This is a genomic window from Ruminococcus sp. (assembly GCF_017549005.1).
Classification (GTDB): Bacteria; Bacillota; Clostridia; order Oscillospirales; family Ruminococcaceae; genus Ruminococcus.
On the sequence record NZ_JAFYYT010000001.1, the window covers coordinates 130,905 to 150,453 of the forward strand.

General features: G+C 48.6%; 15 protein-coding genes and 1 tRNA gene. 6 read left to right on the forward strand and 10 right to left on the reverse strand.

Going from position 1 to position 19,549, the window contains the following annotated elements; genetic code table 11:
- Positions 1–5: 5 nt before the first annotated feature.
- From IKW96_RS00650 to IKW96_RS00670, 5 genes are all read left to right on the forward strand, one after another.
- A complete protein-coding gene (locus IKW96_RS00650; RefSeq protein ID WP_296569027.1) occupies positions 6–509 on the forward strand; it encodes a hypothetical protein in 504 nt (167 codons plus the stop codon).
- A 15-nt stretch (positions 510–524) separates the two neighbouring features.
- Positions 525–609, forward strand: a tRNA-Leu gene (locus IKW96_RS00655).
- A 195-nt stretch (positions 610–804) separates the two neighbouring features.
- On the forward strand, positions 805–2,619 hold the full coding sequence (gene iorA, locus IKW96_RS00660) for an indolepyruvate ferredoxin oxidoreductase subunit alpha (protein WP_296569030.1): 1,815 nt from the start codon (positions 805–807) through the stop codon (positions 2,617–2,619).
- Positions 2,612–3,184 carry an indolepyruvate oxidoreductase subunit beta gene (locus tag IKW96_RS00665; protein ID WP_296569033.1) on the forward strand — a complete coding sequence of 191 codons (573 nt, stop codon included), beginning with the start codon at positions 2,612–2,614 and terminating at the stop codon, positions 3,182–3,184. Before iorA ends, IKW96_RS00665 begins: the two co-directional genes overlap by 8 nt.
- A 21-nt stretch (positions 3,185–3,205) precedes the next feature.
- A complete protein-coding gene (locus IKW96_RS00670) occupies positions 3,206–4,441 on the forward strand; it encodes a phenylacetate--CoA ligase family protein (RefSeq protein WP_296569036.1) in 1,236 nt (411 codons plus the stop codon).
- 48 nt (positions 4,442–4,489) lie between these two features.
- On the opposite strand, the gene IKW96_RS00675 is transcribed toward IKW96_RS00670, so the two are convergent.
- The 10 genes from IKW96_RS00675 to gltB all read right to left on the reverse strand — a co-directional run bounded on the left by IKW96_RS00675 (position 4,490) and on the right by gltB (position 18,552).
- Positions 4,490–5,383 (reverse strand): thiamine pyrophosphate-dependent enzyme, encoded by an 894-nt coding sequence (locus IKW96_RS00675; RefSeq protein ID WP_296569039.1) that lies wholly within the window; start codon positions 5,381–5,383, stop codon positions 4,490–4,492.
- Complete coding sequence (locus IKW96_RS00680; RefSeq protein ID WP_296569043.1) at positions 5,373–6,542, reverse strand: transketolase C-terminal domain-containing protein; 1,170 nt, start codon at positions 6,540–6,542, stop codon at positions 5,373–5,375. The genes IKW96_RS00675 and IKW96_RS00680 overlap by 11 nt, the downstream gene beginning before the upstream one ends.
- On the reverse strand, positions 6,539–6,832 hold the full coding sequence (locus IKW96_RS00685; protein WP_296569046.1) for a 4Fe-4S binding protein: 294 nt from the start codon (positions 6,830–6,832) through the stop codon (positions 6,539–6,541). The genes IKW96_RS00680 and IKW96_RS00685 overlap by 4 nt, the downstream gene beginning before the upstream one ends.
- On the reverse strand, positions 6,829–7,344 hold the full coding sequence (locus IKW96_RS00690) for a 2-oxoacid:acceptor oxidoreductase family protein (protein WP_296569049.1): 516 nt from the start codon (positions 7,342–7,344) through the stop codon (positions 6,829–6,831). The genes IKW96_RS00685 and IKW96_RS00690 overlap by 4 nt, the downstream gene beginning before the upstream one ends.
- Positions 7,345–7,501: 157 nt before the next feature.
- The gene (asnB, locus tag IKW96_RS00695; protein ID WP_296569055.1) at positions 7,502–9,082 is read right to left on the reverse strand and encodes an asparagine synthase B; all 1,581 of its coding nucleotides are present in this window, start codon (positions 9,080–9,082) and stop codon (positions 7,502–7,504) included.
- Positions 9,083–9,209: 127 nt separating this feature from the next.
- Positions 9,210–10,631 (reverse strand): amidophosphoribosyltransferase, encoded by a 1,422-nt coding sequence (purF, locus tag IKW96_RS00700; protein WP_296569059.1) that lies wholly within the window; start codon positions 10,629–10,631, stop codon positions 9,210–9,212.
- Positions 10,632–10,642: 11 nt separating this feature from the next.
- Positions 10,643–11,224, reverse strand: a complete 582-nt coding sequence (locus IKW96_RS00705; RefSeq protein WP_296569062.1) for an ANTAR domain-containing response regulator — start codon at positions 11,222–11,224, stop codon at positions 10,643–10,645.
- Positions 11,225–11,236: 12 nt separating this feature from the next.
- Positions 11,237–12,514: a glutamine synthetase family protein gene (locus IKW96_RS00710; protein ID WP_296569064.1), complete on the reverse strand. Its 1,278-nt coding sequence runs from the start codon at positions 12,512–12,514 to the stop codon at positions 11,237–11,239.
- Between the two features lie 11 nt (positions 12,515–12,525).
- Positions 12,526–14,013: a glutamate synthase subunit beta gene (locus IKW96_RS00715; RefSeq protein WP_296569066.1), complete on the reverse strand. Its 1,488-nt coding sequence runs from the start codon at positions 14,011–14,013 to the stop codon at positions 12,526–12,528.
- Between the two features lie 3 nt (positions 14,014–14,016).
- A complete protein-coding gene (gltB, locus tag IKW96_RS00720) occupies positions 14,017–18,552 on the reverse strand; it encodes a glutamate synthase large subunit (protein WP_296569072.1) in 4,536 nt (1,511 codons plus the stop codon).
- A 457-nt stretch (positions 18,553–19,009) separates the two neighbouring features.
- Here gltB and IKW96_RS00725 point away from each other — a divergent pair.
- Positions 19,010–19,549, forward strand: a 540-nt coding sequence (locus tag IKW96_RS00725) for an ammonium transporter (protein ID WP_367112937.1), incomplete at its 3' end; no start/stop codon positions are given.

Consider the following 19,549-nt stretch of genomic DNA (forward strand, 5'->3'; position numbering starts at 1 on the left):
CTTTTATGGATTTGGAACAGGAATACGGTAAAAACAGGCTTTCTATCAAAAGATGCAACAGATATTATAATATTATCGCAATATTCTATCTCGTAGTCTTCGGCGCACGTATCTTTGCAGAAATATATTCGTGTTTTCTCGGCGGTTCGCTTTTTTTGCTGCTTGGAGCTTTTATAAGTGCTGCTGCCCTTGCCGCAGGCTTCGGCGGCGTGTATCTCCATAAGGATATTTTTCCTATTGCCGCACCGTTTATTGTGTTATTGCATGACGCGATAGCTTTATCTGCTTTTCAGATAGTTACTCCCTTATGCTTTATATGTTCAATTGTGAATATTCTGGTCAATAAAAAGTACCGCTGGCTCGAACAACAGGACGGATTTCCGTATTTTAACGTCCGTTTCAGAGATCAGGAAATAGATAGTTCCCAGTGGAATATCAAGGCCCCCTATACTCAGAGCTTTGAAGAGATCAAAAAACAAGATAACAACGGTCAGATGGACGACCTCTGAGTTGTTTAAATATTTGCGGGTATGGCGAAATTGGCATACGCACCAGATTTAGGTTCTGGCGGAGAGATCCATGCAGGTTCAACTCCTGTTACCCGCACCAATAGACAAAATCGCGTTCTACTTAGTGTGGAGCGCGATTTTGTTATATATTGATTAAACTTTTATATTGTCTTATGAGCATGAATAATACACGGCAATCAATTGACTTTTTATAAGCGTAATGCTATAATTATTTTTAGATGCAAAGTCATATTTGACTATACTATATACAGTTAAATATATCAAGGAGGTTAAAATGCACAAGGAATTTCTTATGGGCAATGCCGCTATCGCCCGTGGAGCTGCAGCCGCAGGACTTAACGTCATAAGCGGCTATCCTGGTACTCCTTCGACGGAAGTACTTGAAACAACAGCAAAAATAAACAACGGAAGTATCTACGTTGAATGGTCAGTCAATGAAAAGGCCGCTCTTGAGCTTGGTGCCGGCGCAGCTTACTGCGGCGCCCGTTCAATGGTAACTATGAAACAGGTTGGTCTCAACGTTGCGTCCGATCCGCTTATGAGTCTTGCGTACATCGGAGTAAAGGGCGGAATGGTAATAATGGTAGCAGACGATCCGGGTCCTATCTCATCGCAGACAGAACAGGATACACGCCATTTTGCGGCATTCTCCAAGCTGCCATGCTTTGACCCGTCATCAGTACAGGAAGCATACGATATGATTCAGGAGGCGTTTGAGTACTCCGAAAAATACCACACTCCCGTACTGTTCAGACCAACAACAAGAGTCTGTCACGGCTATGCTTCTATCGAAGTCAAGGACGAGAATGAATGTCTGAAGAACACTCCAGAAGGATTTATCAGGGATCCTTCAAAGTGGGTAATATTTCCGAGACTTTCTTACAATGCACATATCAGCATCGAAAAGCGCAATGCCGGATTGTCCGACGTATTCTCCGAATACAGCCGCAACAGAATAATACCTGCCGCTGATGCAGGCTGCCGCAGAGGAATAGCTTCCCACGGTATCAGCTTCACTTACGTACAGGAGGCTCTCGCTGACAAAAAGGCTCCGAAAGTGCTCAAGGTATCGACGCCGTTCCCCTTTCCCGAGAAACTCGCTGTTGAGTTCCTGAACGGTCTTGACGAAGTGCTCTGCATAGAGGAGCTCGATCCTGTCATTGAACGCGAGCTTACATATGTATGCGGCAAGTACCACCTCAGTACAAAAATATTCGGTAAGCTGACAGGCAATGTCAGGAATGCAGGCGAGAATACCTGCGACAGCGTTGCCGCTGATATCGCTGATTTCATGGGATGGGAGAAAAAAGCTGCCGCTGAGCTCCCTGCTGCCCCCGAACTGCCTGTACGTCCGCCTGTCCTCTGCGCCGGATGTCCTCACAGAGCAAGCTTCTACGCCGTAAAACAGGCTATGAAGGGCAAGAAGTCCGTATTCTGCGGAGATATCGGCTGCTACACCCTCGGAAACGCAATGCCCCTCGATATGGTCGATACCTGTCTCTGCATGGGCGCAGGCGTGAATATAACCCAGGGTATCGGCAAGATAGAGCCCGATACGAGCTGTTTTGCATTTGTAGGCGACTCGACCTTCTTTGCCTCAGCTATAACAGGCGCGATAAATGCAGTGTACAATCAGGCAGATATGACGCTCGTCGTACTCGATAACTCCACGACTGCCATGACCGGTCATCAGCCGCACCCCGGTACAGGAAAAACTATGATGGGACAGGTAGTCGATAAGGTGAATATCGAAGCTGTCCTGCGCGGAATAGGGCTGAAAACCGTAGAGACCGTTAATCCCCTCGAACTTGACAAGGCTGTTGAAACAGTCAAGCGTGTTGCTGACGAAAAGGGCGTTAAGGCCATTATTTTCAAATCGCCATGCGCTGTGCTCATAAAGCCCGAAAAGCCTTTCGCTGTAGACAGCGATAAATGTATAGGCTGCAAGAAATGCATTAACAGCCTCGGATGTCCCGGCATCATCATCTCAGACGGCAGTGTAAGGATAGACGAATCTCTCTGCACAGGCTGCGGACTCTGCAGTCAGGTGTGCCCCGTAAATGCTATCGGAGGTGAACGAAATGAATAAGAATATTCTTCTCTGCGGAGTGGGCGGACAGGGTATCGTCCTTACATCAAAGCTCACAGCCTCCTGCGCTATGGAAAAGGGTATGCAGGTCATGAGTGCAGAGACTATCGGCATGGCTCAGAAGGGCGGAAGCGTTTTCAGCTTCCTGCGTATCGGCGACGGCATATACAGCCCTATGTTCGGACAGAAACAGGCTGATATAATAATCGCTTTCGAGCCTGCGGAGGCAGTCCGTATGCTGCCTTATCTCAGGGACGGCGGAACAGTCATCGTGAACACTCGCCCGATAATGCCCGTAACAGCTGCCCTCAAGGCGTCGGACTACAACGGGGCGGAAATGCTTGACTACCTCAGGAAATATACCGACAACGTTATGACAGTTGACGGTGACAAGGTATGCCGTGAACTGGGTTCACCGAAGGTACTCAATATGGTAATGCTCGGCAAAGCGATAAGAAGCGGTATACTGCCGTTCACAATAGACGACGCCGTTGAAGCTATGAAGCGTAACGTGAAGCCTCAGTTCGTTGAACTCAACGAAAAGGCTCTCAGACATGATGTATAATTACGAAAGGGACGATATATTATGCAGATCTCAGAAAAACAGATAGAACTTGTAAACAGCCGTATACAGGCACTTGAAAAGGCAGGCAGCTTCTACGGAAAGAAGCTCAAGGAGGCAGGTATCACAGAGATACACTCCGCCGAGGACTTTGAAAAGCTCCCGTTTTCCGAAAAAAGCGACCTTCGTGACGCTTATCCTCTCGGACTTATGACAGCTCCCGAAGAGGAGATAGTACGTATACACTCATCATCGGGCACGACAGGTACTCCTGTTATTATCCCGTATACAGCCAAAGACGTTGACGACTGGGCAATAATGTTCAAGCGCTGCTATGAAACCGCGGGCATAACAAATATGGACCGTATACAGATAACTCCGGGTTACGGTCTCTGGACAGCAGGTATAGGCTTCCAGAACGGAGCAGAAAAGCTTGGCGCTATGGTAATACCTATGGGCCCCGGAAATACAGACAAGCAGCTCCAGATGATGCAGGACATGAAGAGCACCGTTCTCTGTTCGACTTCATCTTATGCACTTCTTCTCGCCGAGGAGATCGAAAAACGCGGTATCAAGGACAAGATACACCTTAAAAAGGGCGTTATCGGTTCCGAGCGCTGGAGCGACAAAATGCGTGAACGTATCCACAATGAGCTTGGTATCGAGCTTTTCGATATCTACGGACTTACCGAGATCTACGGCCCCGGTATCGGCATAAACTGCCCCGGCGAGACTGCTATGCACTACTGGGACGATTTCCTTTACCTTGAGATAATCGACCCTGTAACAGGCAAGAATGTTCCCGACGGAGAAACAGGCGAGATAGTTATAACCACTCTTGTAAAGGAGGGAGCTCCTCTTATCCGCTACCGTACCCACGACCTGTCAAGGATAGTTCCCGGAAAGTGCAAGTGCGGACGCTGCTATCCGAGGATAGACGTTATAATGGGACGTACCGACGACATGATGAAAATAAAGGGCGTAAATGTGTTCCCGAGCCAGATTGAAGAAGTAATCGGCTCATTCAGCGAGATATCAAGCGAGTATCAGATACGTATCTCCCACCTCGACGGCAAGGACACCATGCGCATATATGTCGAAGCAAGCGGCGATTACGACTGGGCTTCTCTCAGCAAGCGCATAGCCGAAAAGGTCAAGAGCCGTATCGGCTTCACTCCTATAGTTAAGATAGTCGAGATAGGTGTACTTCCGAGAAGTATGAAAAAGACAGCCCGTGTTATCGACGAGCGTTATGACTGATATAAACTAAACTCAAAAGCCGCAGTTCCCTGCGGCTTTTTTATAGCTTCATATAACAAAGTTTTTACTGATAAATTCCCACTTCTTATCGCGTGAAGCTGTTATCACCTGTATGTCTTCATCAGTGAGGTGCCTGAAGCGTCCCTGCTTTTTCAGATATGACTCAACGCTTGTGAACTCCTTTGGCTTATGATTTAGCTTGAACCCGCCGTTTTCGTACTCGGCAAGATACCACAGTCCGCAGTCAACGACTTCCTTTGCGATCTCCACAGTCTCGTCGGGAGCAACTCCCCATCCCGTAGGACATGGCGCAATAACATGGATATACTTTGTACCCTGTATCTGTGAAGCCTTCTGTACCTTCTGAATAAAATCGTAGATATATCCCACACTCGCAGTCGCGGCATACGGAATATCATGGGCAGCCGCTATCTCGAACATATTCTTCTTAGGACGTATATTTCCGTGGATATTCTTTCCAGCAGGAGTAGTCGTTGTCTTTGCACCGAACGGCGTCAGACCGCTTTTCTGTATGCCTGTGTTCATATAGGCTTCGTTGTCGTAGCAGATGTAAATGATATTGTCATTGCGGTCAATAGCTCCGGAAAGAGCCTGTATTCCGATATCTGCCGTACCGCCGTCTCCTGCAAAGCCAACTGCTGTGAAATCCTTGTATCCCCTTGCGCGGAGTCCTGCCTCAACTCCCGTAAGCATGGAAGCAGTGCCTGCAAACGTGGAGATTATGGAATTGTTTGAGAAGCAAAGCTGCGGAAAATTGAAACCTACAGCCGACATACAGCCTGCGGGAAGAACTGATACCGCATTCGGACCGAGGACCTTCAATGCAGCTCTTACAGCAAGACTTCCGCCGCAGCCTGCACAGGCTTTGTGTCCGTAGAAAAACTCCTCCCGAGATATGCTCTCTGCGACCTTATTTGCCATTGTCCTCGCCTCCTATTCCGATAAAATTCACGCTTTCCGTGCCTTTTGCAATGTCTGTGTATATTTTTTCGATATCTGCCGCGGAAATATTGCGTCCGCCCAGTCCGCCGATGTAATTGTATCCTTTCACGTTTAGACCTGTCTTTTTCAGTGCAGAATTAACGTTGGTGAAAACTGTTCCCTCATTGCCGAAGCTGATATCTTTTTCGAGGACTGCATAAGCCCTTGCATTCCTTAGTACATCGGATATCTCCTCGTTCGGGAAAGGTCTCATGTAGCGTATGCGGACAACTCCTGCCTTTATGTCGTTTTCGCGGAGCTTATCCGCAGTTTCACGACAAAGACCTGCTATACTTCCAAGAGTAACTATGATATATTCAGCGTCGTCAGTACGGTAATTTTCGGTAAGTCCCGTATACTTTCTGCCGAAGATCTCCGCAAACTCCTTTTCCGTGTCAATGATCGCTTTCTTGGCTGCAAGTATCCCTTCATGTTCCTTGTACTTGAAGATGTAGTTTGTGTCGGGACCTGCCGAAAAAGCCATATTCTTCGGATTCTCAAAGTCAATACGGTTATCTGTTTCATATGGAGGAAGGAATCTGTCCGCCTGTTCACGATCGGGGATATCGACTGTTTCATAGGTATGCGTCAGCACAAAGCCGTCAAGATTTGCCATAAAAGGAGTCGAAACCTCCTTGTTTTCCGCAATCCTGTAGCTCATAAGCGCAAGATCAAGAGCTTCCTGTGCATTCTCCGCATAAGCCTGTATCCAGCCGCTGTCCAGCTGAGAAAGACTGTCGCGCTGGTCGCCGTAGATATTCCACGGAAGCGCTGTGGAGCGGTCAGCATTCATCATTACTATTGGGAAACGTCCGCCTGCTGCATAGTAAAGACATTCAGCCATATAGAGTAGTCCCTGAGAGGAAGTCGCCGTAAAAGCTCTCGCACCTGCAGCGCTTGCTCCGATAGCGCATGAAAGCGCGGAATGTTCGGATTCAACGTGTACGTACTCGGCGTTGAGACTGCCGTCCTCCACCATTTCCGAAAGTCTTTCAACCACGATAGTCTGCGGAGTTATTGGATATGCCGAAATGACCTGCGGACGTGCAAGGCGAATGCCCTCTGCAAAAGCTTCATTTCCTGATAAAAACTTCTTCATTTGCGTTCCGCCTCCATTTCTATTGCTCCGATCCTGCATATTTTAGCGCATATACCACAGCCCTTGCAGAAGTCATAGTCGATAACGGCTTTACCGTCATTTATTGCTATAACTCCGTCGGGACAGTAAAGATAGCACTGCTCGCAACCCACACATTTTTCACTGTTTACAGCAGGCCTGATACTGCGCCAGCCGCTGTTGACGGTAGTTAGATATCCTGCCTCAAAGCACGTATTTTCCGGAACTTCATCAAATGTGAAGCTCTTCTTCTCTCTGATATAAGGTCTCATTGTGCCACCTCCCGAACAGCTCTGAGAAGCGCATTTATATTGCGCTCCTGTATTTTCAGGGGCATATAGTCCTTTATGGCTTCAACAGCGTTTTCAGCCGAAACTGCTCCCGAAAGTCCCACAAGAAATCCGAGCATGACCGTATTTACCGTGGGAAGTCTGAACTCCGCAGCTATTTTTTCAGCGTCAAAGGTAACAGCTCCGCTTATCACGTTTTTGGAATTAATGATGATCTTTCCGCCGTCTTTCAGCAGTTCACCGAGCTGAGGCGCGTAAAGCGTATCGTCAAGTATAACGATATGATCTGCCTTTTCAGTCTGACTTCTGTCAACAACAGGCTTTGTATCAAGCTTTGTGAAGGCTCTTACGGGAGCTCCGCGGCGCTCGGGACCGAAGGACGGAAAGGCAAGAGCGTATTTTTCGCCGTTATCTATGGTATAAGCTGCTCCGAGAAGCTTTGCAGCTGTAAAAGCACCCTGTCCGCCTCTGCCAAGCCATATTACTTCATGCATAGTTATTCTCCTATCGTTTTAGTATGTTTTAATTATACACCTCTTTCGTCAGCGTGTCCAATACCATAGATTTATCATGGGATATAGAAAAATATTATAGCGACATACATTGAAAAACAGGCAAAAAGAAAATTCTTTCCGCCTGTTTTTAATAAGTTTATTTTCCGCTTTCGCCGTAGTTGGAGAGAACACGGGCAGACGGGTCGTTTACGTTGCAGCCCTCCCACTCCTTGTTCGGCATCCAGAAATCAACTATCATTTCGCTGTTTCCAGGATAGTATTTCTCGAATATCTCACGATACAGGAGAGATTCCTTTGTAAAAGGCTTTGCATGAGAATACTTCGTACAGTCAAGCTCGAATTCCTCGTCGGAATAGTAATTCTCGGCATATTCCTTGAGATAGTCCACCATCGAATGTCCGACAGCGTCCGAAAAAGCGGCTTTTTCACGATAAAGTATATCATGGGGCAGATAATCTCCCTCAAAAGCACGACGGAGCAGATACTTGCCCTTGTTGTACTTGTTCAGCTTCATCTCCGGATCGACAGCCATTACGTACTTCACAAAATCAAGGTCGCCGAAGGGAACTCTTGCCTCAAGGGAATTAACCGATATACAGCGGTCTGCACGAAGAACGTCGTACATATGGAGCTCATGGACGCGCTTGACGGACTCAGCCTGAAAAGCTTCGGCAGAGGGAGCAAAATCCGTGTATTTGTAGCCGAAAAGCTCGTCGGAGATCTCGCCTGTGAGCAGCACACGGATATCGGTCTGCTCATGTATCGCCTTGCATAGCAGATACATTCCCATGCTCGCACGGATAGTTGTTATATCGTAAGTTCCGAGGAGGCGGATAACGTCCTCGAGAGCTGCTAAAACATCGTCTTTTGTAATGATGACCTCAGTGTGGTCGCTGCCGATGTAGTCCGCCACCTGTTTTGCATATTTGAGGTCGATAGCGTCTGTATTCATGCCTATAGCAAAGGTTTTTATGGGAGTATCGCTCTTTTTCTGTGCTATAGCGCACACAAGTGACGAATCAAGTCCGCCTGAAAGCAGAAATCCAACTTTCGCGTCGGCGTCAAGCCTTTTTTCAACGCCTGCAACGAGCTTATCATGAATATTCCTGCAAACTGTATCAATATCGTCGCGTATTACTTCGTTTACCTCGGTTATTTCGCAATAGCTGTGGAATTTTCCGTCTTTATAGTAATGTCCGGGCGGAAAAGGCATTATCTTCCTGCAAAACTCAACGAGGTTCTTGGGCTCGCTTGCAAAAGCTATTGTTCCGTCCTCGGAATATCCGTAATAAAGAGGACGTATGCCTATCGGGTCACGGGCAGCTATGAATGTTCTTTCTGTGCTGTCATATATAACGCAGGCGAACTCCGCGTCAAGCATTGAGAACATATCCGTTCCGTATTCCCTGTAAAGCGGCAGGATTATCTCGCAGTCGCTGTCGCTCCTGAAAACATAGCCCATGTCAATAAGCTTGTCACGCAGCGGACGGAAGCCGTACAGCTCGCCGTTGCAGACTGCGAAATCTCCGTCAAGCTCAAAGGGCTGCATTCCCTCGGGAGTAAGTCCCATTATGGATAGTCTCTGAAAGCCGAGGATACCGTCAGGTACCCTCACTATCCTCTGGTCATCAGGACCTCGGGAAACCGTCGCCTTCAGTCCGTCCATGACCTTTCCTGTACCGCCGCTTACGCCGCAGTATGCCATTATTGTACACATAGTATTTCCCTCCGAATAATAGGTTATTTATTAGCTGCATATCGCCATTGATGTGCAGCCTGTACTGTATGTTGAAATCCAGGGACGCCGAGGGCGGCGTTCCCTGCTCAGCACTTAGTTCAAAGCTCTATTTATGTATTTTCTCGTCAAACTTGTTCTTATAGCCTGCCCCCGAGGTATCAACGGGATAATCTCCCGTAAAGCAGCCTGCACAGTGTCCGAACCTGTGGTCAACAAGTTCTCCGAGACATTCAACGGGCAGATAAGCAAGACTGTCTGCTCCGATATATTTGGCTATTTCTTCAGTGGAATGACACTTTCCTGCTATGAGGTTCTCCTCGGAGTCGATATCTGTTCCGAAATAGCACGAATGAAGAAAAGGCGGCGACGAGATACGGACGTGTACCTCCTTTGCTCCCGCCTCCCGGAGAAGCCGCACGATACGTGCGCTGGTAGTACCGCGCACAATGGAATCATCTATCATTATGACCCGCTTTCCCTCAACGCTCTCGCGTACTGCGTTGAGCTTTATCTTTACGGCCTTTTCACGCTGATCCTGCTGAGGCTGTATGAAGCTTCTGCCGATGTATTTGTTCTTTATGAAGCCTATACCGTAAGGGATACCGCTCTCGTTGGCATAGCCCAGCGCTGCGTCAAGTCCCGAATCGGGAACACCAATAACAATATCCGCGTCAACAGGGCTGTTTTTCGCAAGCAGCTCCCCTGCTTTAAGCCTTGCGTGATGTACCGAAACTCCCTCGATAACCGAGTCGGGACGTGCAAAGTATATGTACTCAAAGATACATATATGCTTCTTTTTGCCGCAGTTGGTACGTATCGAGCGCAGTCCGTCTTTATCTATGACCACTATCTCCCCCGCTTCCACATCGCGTATGAACCCGGCACCAACTGTTTCAAGGGCGCATGACTCCGAAGCCACAACATATGCACCGTCGTGCGTCCTGCCTATGCACAGCGGACGGAAACCGTCGGGATCGCGGAATGCGACCAGCTTTGTCGCCGTCATAAGTATACATGAGTACGCTCCCTTGATGAAAGGCATAGCGCGTTCCACAGCCGTTTCCGTGGAACTGCACGTAAGTCGCTCGCGGACTATTGAATAGGCTATTGCTTCGGTATCGGATGTTCCGTGGAATATTGCTCCCGACATCTCAAAAGAGCGGCGCAGCTCCGCCGCGTTGACAAGGTTGCCGTTGTGGACAAGAGCCATATTGCCCTTGATATGACGAATGACAAGAGGCTGGATATTGTTGTGATTATGTCCGCCCGTAGTCGAATAGCGGACGTGTCCGACCGCCATATTTCCGCTTCCGAGCTTGTCAAGCTCCTCACGGGTAAAGACCTCGGAAACAAGTCCGTCCGCACGCTTATGACGGAAAACTCCGTCGTCGCAGACCGTTATTCCGCAGCTCTCCTGACCTCTGTGCTGCAAGGCATAGAGACCGAAATATACAGACGCAGCCACATTGGCTGTATTATTCTCAAAAATGCCGAAAACTCCGCATTCCTCGTGTATCGTGTCAAACATTTCCGCACCTCTTACAAATACTGCTCGCTGAGCTTGTCGATGACGGCAAGTGCGGCGATACTCTTCTTTTTCCGCTTGTTCATGGCGTACTGCTCGATATATGCGTGCGCTTCGCTCTCTGTCATGCCCTTGTACTCCATAAGCATGAACTTCGCCTTGTCTATGGTCTGTATCTCGTTAATCTTTTCTTCGAGACGTGCGTTTCTGAGATACAGCTCGGCGGAGCGGTTCACCGCTATGTCAACTGTTCTGACTATCTGATAAAGTACAGTTTTGCTGAAGGGCTTTCCGACTATTATAACGCCTGCTTTTTCCGCACGTTCGCTTATCTTTTCGGCAGTTTCAGCCTTTATCAGCAGTATGCAGTTCGCAGTTGAATTTTCAGTGACATATTCTGCAAACTCAACGCCGGATTCGTCCAGAAGAGGCGAATTTATCATAACAAGCTCTGTCAGCGCATCGGATTCGAGAAGAGTTTTTGCCTGATAGGCGGTATCAACTATCTTCGGAGTGCATTTGAACGATCCGCGGAGAAAATCAAGGAGAGTTTCAGAAGCATTCTTATTACTTGAAACTACAATGATCTTTTCCAAAATAACCCCCTGTTAAAGCTTAAAAAAGTAGTTTTTGTCCTCGAATGAGTCCTTGTCGTAGGCTGAGCTGTACGCCTTCCACTCCTCGCGGCTTTGGGCGATAAGGACTTCAAGGATATTTTCGGGAATGTATTTTTTCAGGAACTTTGACTTTTCCGCAATATCCGTTGCTTTTTCAAGAGTTTCGGGAAGTCTCTCGCTGCCCTTGTTCTTATCTGGAAGAACAGACTTGGCAGATATTCCCTCAAGCGCGGCGTAAATCATAAGTCCGAGTACAAAATAAGGATCGCATACGCAGTCGGAAGCTCTTAATTCTACTGAATTATCGTCGCTGTCGGGGTTCATTCTTATAAGCTGGGCCCCCTCCTCATCAGACCATATGATGTTTCTCGGAGCTGTAAATTCCCCGAGTCTTTCATAGGAATTTACTGTGGAATTTGTGAAGAGGGTGAACTCGCGGATATGCTCCATAATGCCTGCAGCGGCACTTTTGACGATATCACCGCATTCAGCTGTGTGCTCCTCCAGAAAATCGCTGTCGGGAAACACCGTGAAGCTTATATGCATACCGTTACCGCAGTCATTTCTAAGGGGCTTAGGCATGAAGCTTGCGTGTACGCCGTGAGTTTCCGCAACGGATTTTACAGCGGATTTGAAACTGAGAAATGTGTCCGCTGCTTTCAGCGCAGAGGAAGAATTAAAGTCTATCTCATGCTGTCCGCAGCCGCTCTCGTGACGGGAGGAAACAGGCTGAATGCCCATCTGCTCAAGGGTAAGACACACGTCGCGGCGTATGTTCTCGCCCTTGTCGTCGGGAGCCGTATCGCAGTAGCCTGCGAAGTCATGCGGAGTTTTCGTGGGCAGTCCGTTTTCATCGTTGTGGAAAAGTGTAAACTCGCAGGAAGTTCCGAAACGGAAACAATAGCCTGCCGAAACAGCAGTTTTCATAGCTTTTTTCAGAAAATAGCGGCTGTCTCCCTCAAAATGAGTTCCGTCCTTGTAACGGATATAGCAGAACATACGGATAACCCTGCCCTGCTGCGGTCTCCAAGGGAGGACTGTCATTGTCTGAGCGTCGGGGAAGAGAAACAGGTCCCTGCCCTTTGCTGCTTCAAAGCCTGCGATCTTCTTTGCGGCAATACGTAATCCGCGCTCGAAGGTAACAGCAAGCTCAGACGAAAGTATGGATATGTTTTTCAGCCTGCCGCGCAGATCGCAGAAGGTCAGCTTTACGAACTTAACGTCGTTTTCCTCGATATACTGCAATATCTCATTTTCTGAATAGATCATATCTTACTCCTTTATTTCAGATTGGTGTAGCCCATAAGGTATTCGTCCACCTCTGCGGCTGCGTCGCGTCCCTCGCGGATAGCGCGGACTACAAGAGATTGTCCGATATGCATATCGCCTGCGGTGAACACCTTTTCAACACTCGTTTTATGGCAATTCTGCGCTGTTTTAACATTTGTACGCTGGTCAAGTTCAACTCCGAAGGCCTCGGCAATATAACTCTGGCAGCCGAGGAATCCAGCAGCGATAAGGCAGAGCTCGCAAGGAAGTATCTCCTCGCTGCCCTCGATTTCCTTCGGTACTTTCCTGCCGCTTGCTTCATCAGTCACAAACTCGAGCTTTACTGTCTTGACTGCCGATAATGCGCCGTTTTCGTCCTTGATGAACTCCTTGACGGTGGTGCAGTAGATACGCGGATCGTGACCGAATACCGCGATAGCCTCCTCCTGACCGTAGTCCGTCTTGCATACTCTCGGATACTGCGGGAACGGATTGTTCGCAGCTCTCTCATCGGGAAGCTTAGGCATCATTTCAAGCTGAGTGACCGACCTGCAGCCATGGCGTACCGAGGTTCCGACGCAGTCGTTGCCTGTATCTCCGCCGCCGATTATTACAACATTTTTACCCTCCGCGGAGATGAATTTTCCGTCTTTGAGCTCAGAATCAAGTAGACTTTTTGTGGTAGCCTTCAGGAAGTCCACAGCAAAGTAGATCCCTTTCGCGTCGCGTCCCTCCGCCTTGATATCACGGGGATTTGACGATCCGCAGGCAAGCACTACAGCGTCAAAGCTGTCCATTATATCCTTCGCGGATATGTTGTCTCCAACATTGGAATTAACTGCGAACTCCACGCCCTCAGCTCTCATGAGGTCTGCACGGCGTCCGATTATATGCTTTTCAAGCTTCATATTCGGGATACCGTACATCAGAAGTCCGCCTACCCTGTCTGAACGTTCAAAGACTGTAACGCTGTGACCGCGCCTGTTCAGCGTGTCAGCAGCAGCAAGTCCAGAAGGTCCCGAACCGATGACCGCAACACGCTTGCCGCTGCGGACTGCAGGTGGCTGAGGCTTGACAAGACCGCTCTCAAAGCCATACTCGATAATCGAGTTCTCATTCTCCTTGACTGTAACGGGACTGTCGTAAACTCCGCAGATACAAGCCTTTTCGCAGAGCGCAGGGCAGACCCTCGATGTGAACTCGGGGAAGTTGTTCGTCATGAGCAGACGGCTCAGCGCCTGCTCTTTCTGACCATGATAAATGAGGTCGTTCCATTCGGGTATCAGGTTGTTCAGCGGACATCCCGAAACCATTCCGCAGAGCATTTTTCCGTTCTGACAGAACGGTACTCCGCAGTCCATACAGCGTGAAGCCTGTTCTCTGCGCTGCTCATCGCTGAGCGGTACGTGGAACTCGTTAAAGTCCCTGATTCGCTCCAGCGGCTCCTTTGCAGCCGCTTCTGTTCTTGTAAATTCAAGAAATCCTGTTGCTTTTCCCATGGCTCACGCCTCCTTTCTGATAAGCTCAAAGGCTTCTATTTCTGCCTTTTCATGCGGTACTCCCGACAGTTCGAGAGACCTTACTGTTTTCTGTATCTTTGCGTAATCATGTGGGATTATCTTCTTGAAGCATGGCAGATAGCGCTCAAATTCGGCAAGTATAGCCTTTGCCTTTTCGGAGCCTGTAGCTTCTGCGTGCTCAGTGATAATAGTCTTAAGCTCCGTGATATCGACTTCATTTTCAACTGACTCGAGCGATACCAGAGCCTTGTTGAGACGGGTGTAGAGGTCGTGCTTTTCATCGAGAACATAGGCGATACCACCTGACATTCCTGCGGCGAAGTTCTTGCCTGTACCTCCGAGGATAACTGCACGTCCGCCTGTCATATACTCGCAGCCGTGGTCGCCTACGCCTTCACAGACAGCAACAGCTCCTGAGTTTCTTACGCAGAAGCGCTCTCCTGCAATACCGCTGATAAATGCTTTTCCCGATGTAGCTCCGTAAAGAGCAACGTTTCCGACGATAATGTTCTCGTCAGCCTTGAATCCTGAGTTCTTCGGCGGTGCAAGCACAAGCTTTCCGCCTGAAAGGCCTTTTCCGAAGTAGTCGTTGCTGTCTCCGCAGAGCTCCAGAGTAAGTCCCTTCGGGATGAATGCGCCGAAGGACTGTCCGCCGCTGCCTGTACATTTAACTGTGAATGTATCGTCAGCAAGTGCATTTTCGCCGTGGATACGGGTTATTTCAGCACCTGTAAGAGTTCCCACAGAACGGTCTGTATTCACAACGTCAATGGAAATGCTCTTGGAAGTGCCGTTTTTAAGTGCAGCTCCTAACTTCTTTATTATAACACGTCTGTCTATGGTGCTGTCAAGCTCAAAATCAAAAATATCTGCTGAGTCGAAGTGTGTTTTTTCATTTGTCTGATTGCTTGCAAGTATGTTTGCAAAATCTATATTCTTTTCAGCTGCGCTCGCCTTGGTTTTAAGAAGGTCTGAACGTCCCACAAGCTCGTCAACTGTGCGTATTCCAAGCTTTGCCATATACTCGCGGAGCTCCTGTGCGATAAAGTGCATGAAGTTCACGATGTACTCAGGCTTACCGCGGAAACGCTTGCGGAGCTCGGGATTCTGCGTAGCTATACCCATCGGACAGGTATCAAGGTTGCAGACTCTCATCATTACGCAGCCCATTGTTACCAGCGGAGCTGTTGCAAAGCCGAACTCCTCAGCACCGAGCAGAGCCGCAACAAGTACGTCACGTCCTGTCATGAGCTTGCCGTCTGTTTCTATGCGTACTCTCGAACGGAGGCCGTTGAGCATGAGAGTCTGATGAGCCTCTGCAAGTCCAAGCTCCCAGGGAAGTCCGGCATTGTAGATGGAGCTTTTCGGAGCTGCTCCCGTACCGCCGTCATATCCCGAGATAAGTATTACCTGTGCGCCTGCTTTGGCAACGCCTGCCGCAACAGTTCCCACACCGGCTTCCGATACGAGCTTAACGGATATGCGCGCATTGTCATTGGCGTTTTTAAGGTCGTAGATAAGCTGGGCAAGGTCCTCGATGGAGTAGATATCATGGTGAGGCGGAGGCGAGATAAGTCCCACGCCTGCTGTCGAATGACGGGTCTTTGCGATCCACGGGTAGACCTTTCCGGAGGGTAGATGTCCGCCCTCACCCGGTTTTGCGCCCTGCGCCATTTTTATCTGTATCTCCTGTGCAGAAACAAGATACTCAGATGTAACGCCGAAACGTCCCGAAGCTACCTGCTTGATAGCTGAGCAGCGGTCGGATTTCAGTCTCTCGGGACTTTCTCCGCCCTCACCGCTGTTTGACTTGCCGCCGATGCTGTTCATCGCCATTGCCATACATTCGTGTGCCTCCTGCGAAATAGAACCGTAGGACATAGCACCTGTCTTGAAGCGCGTGCAGATGCTCTCAACGGACTCCACCTCATCAATGGAGATACCGCCGTTTTCGGGATAGTTGAAATCAAGGAGGCTTCTGAGCGTGAGCTCGTTGTCCTCGCGTGTGACTGCTGCTGTGTATGCTTTGAATGTATCGTAATTTCCCGTCCATGCCGACTGCTGGAGCAGATGAATAGTCTCGGGAGTGTAAAGGTGATCTGACTTGCCGCTGCGGAGCTTATGGCTGCCTGCGCTTGTTATATTTTCGTTGACATTAAGTCCGAGAGGATCGAATGCAGCTGTATGGAGCTTCTCTGTACGCTTGCTTATCTCTGCAAGACCTATACCGCCGATACGGCTGACAGTTCCTGAAAAATAGCTGTCTATCAGTTCTTTTGAAATGCCGACAGCTTCAAAGAGCTTGCTGCCCTGATAGGACTGTATCGTGGAGATACCCATTTTTGAAGCTATCTTGACGATACCGTGGAGAATAGCGCTGTTGTAGTCATCCTCGGCAGCGTAGAAGTCCTTGTCAAGAGTTCCTTCCTCAATGAGAGAGCGGATAGTTTCATGTGCGAGGTATGGGTTCACAGCACAGGCACCATAGCCGAGAAGAGCTGCAAAATGATGAACTTCGCGAGGCTCTGCCGACTCGAGGATCATTGCAACTGCCGTGCGCTTTTTTGTGGATACAAGGTGCTGCTGAAGAGCGGAAACTGCAAGGAGCGACGGTATCGGACAATGGAACTCGTCAACACCGCGGTCGGAAAGAATAAGTATCGAAGCACCGTCGCGGTAAGCCTTGTCTGCCTCGATAAACAGACGCTCTACCGCCTTTTCAAGAGATGTACCTATATAATATGTGATCGGGATAACTGCGCTTTTAAGACCTTTCTCGTTCAGAGCTTTTATCTTAAGCATATCAGTTTCCGTGAGGATCGGGTTCTCGATCTTGAGAACGTGGCAGTTCTCGGGACGCTCCTCAAGGATATTGCCGTCCTTGCCGATATAAACGCTGGTGTCGGTCACTATCTCCTCGCGTATAGCGTCAAAGGGAGGATTTGTTACCTGCGCGAAGAGCTGACGGAAATAGTTGAAAAGCGGAGGCGACTGCTTGTCAAGGGGCGGGAGCGGAATGTCGCTGCCCATAGAAGCTATCGGCTCACCGCCTTTTTCAGCCATTGGAAGAATACTTGTGCGTATATCCTCGTATGAGTAACCGAAAGCCTTCTGAAGCTTTGCAAGCTCGTCAGCAGAGTATGACTTCACACCCTTGTTAGGGATATGGAGATCATGGAGACGGACAAGATTTGCGTCAAGCCACTCGCCGTAGGGCTGACGTGAAGCATATGTGCTCTTTATCTCGTCGTCCTCTATTATACGGCCCTGCTTTGTGTCCGCAAGAAGCATTTTTCCGGGACGAAGTCTGTCCTTTTTGATTATCTTTTCGGGAGCTATATCAATGCAGCCTGTCTCAGAGGAAAGAATGAGGAAACCGTCGCTTGTAACGCAGTAACGTGATGGACGGAGTCCGTTTCTGTCCAGGACAGCTCCCATAACATCACCGTCGGAGAAGATGATAGAGGCAGGACCGTCCCAGGGCTCCATCATTGTTGCGTAGTACTGATAGAGGTCATACTTGGACTTGGAGATCGTTCTGTCATTCTTCCACGGCTCGGGAATGGTTATCATAACTGCAAGAGGCAGCGGCATACCCGACATTACCATAAATTCAAGAGCGTTGTCAAGTCTTGCGGAGTCCGAACCATTTACATCTATGGCAGGGAGTATCTTGTACATATCATTTTTCAGTGCCTCACAGGTCATGCTCTCTTCACGTGCAAGCATTTTGTCGGCGTTGCCTGTGATAGTGTTTATCTCGCCGTTGTGGACGATGAAGCGGTTCGGGTGAGCCTTCTGCCAGCTTGGATTGGTATTTGTTGAAAAACGTGAATGCACAGTAGCGATCGCGGACTTGAAGTCCTCGCTCTGTAAGTCAGTATAGAACTTTCTCAGCTCGTCAACCAGGAACATACCCTTATATACAATAGTGCGGCTCGAAAGCGAGCAGACATATGTGTTCTCGTTGGAATGCTCGAATTCGCGTCTTGCAATGAAGAGCTTCCTGTCGAAATCAAGTCCCTGCGGACAAGATTCGGGGCGCTTGACAAAAGCCTGCATGATATGCGGCATACTGCTGAGAGCTTTATGTCCGAGGATATCCGATGAAACAGGAACTTCTCTCCAGCAGATGAAGTCCATGCCGTTCTTTTTTACTATAAGCTCGAAAAGCTTCATAGCCTGTCCGCGTTTCATTTCGTTCTGAGGGAAGAAGAACATTCCCACACCGAAATCGCCTTCGCCGCCGATGTCACATCCGAGCCTGCCGGTCTCACTTATAAAGAAGCTGTACGGCATCTGCACAAGTATTCCAACTCCGTCGCCTGTCTTGCCTTCGGCGTCCTTGCCGGCACGGTGCTCGAGCTTTTCAACGATAGTAAGAGCGCTGTCCACAACATATCTGGACTGCTCGCCCCTGATGTTCACAACTGCGCCTATTCCGCAGTTATCATGTTCAAATCTCGGGTCGTACAGACCCTGCTGCTCATATGGAGCTTCTTTTCTGAAATTATCCATATCCTTCACTTGCCTTTCAATTAAGTCCGCGAATAAGTCCGAGCGCCATTGATCGAACTTAAATAAAAAAGACGTTCAAGCAGACAGATAGCCTGCTCAAACGTCCTTGTTCCTGTTTACTATCTTAGCACTTTAAACCGGCATTGTCAAGGGGGTTTTAAAAAAATCTTTGAAAATCAGGTCAAAATGGGCACTTTTGTAAAAATTGCAAGAGCTTTTGGCGTTTAAAGTCCAAAATTTATATTGATTTCCGACAAAGTTCAAAAAAGCTATTGACAAACGGAAATTCATGAGCTATAATGGCATTGTAAACAGCAAGGGCGCTGCGGATCACAGGATCTGCGGCGCTCTGTCTTTTTAAGCGCTTAATCCCATACACAAAGGGGTGTATGAAGTCTTAGGACTTCTGCACCCCTTTGATATTTTATGCTGTAACATATTCTAAGGAGGATTTTTTATGGACTCTCAGACAATATTACAACAGGCAATGGACGGGACAAATGGTATAGTCTTTGGCGTATGGTTCCTTATAGGCGCTGCTCTCGTATTCTTTATGCAGGCAGGCTTCGCAATGGTGGAGACAGGCTTCACCCGTGCAAAGAATGCAGGCAATATCATTATGAAGAACTTAATGGACTTCTGTATCGGTACAGTTGTTTTCATTCTCATAGGCTTCGGTCTTCTCTTCGGTGAGGACCTCGTCGGTATAATCGGACAGCCCGGATTTGATATCTTCACTTCCTACGGCTCATTCGACTGGTCAAACTTCGTATTCAACCTTGTATTCTGCGCTACTACAGCTACTATCGTTTCAGGTGCAATGGCTGAACGTACCAAATTCTTATCATACTGTGTTTACTCGGCTATCATCAGTGCAGTCGTTTATCCTATCGAGGCTCACTGGGGCTGGGGCGGCGGCTGGCTCAGCCAGTGGGGATTCCACGATTTCGCAGGTTCAGCACATATCCACATGGTCGGCGGTATCGCAGCTCTCGTA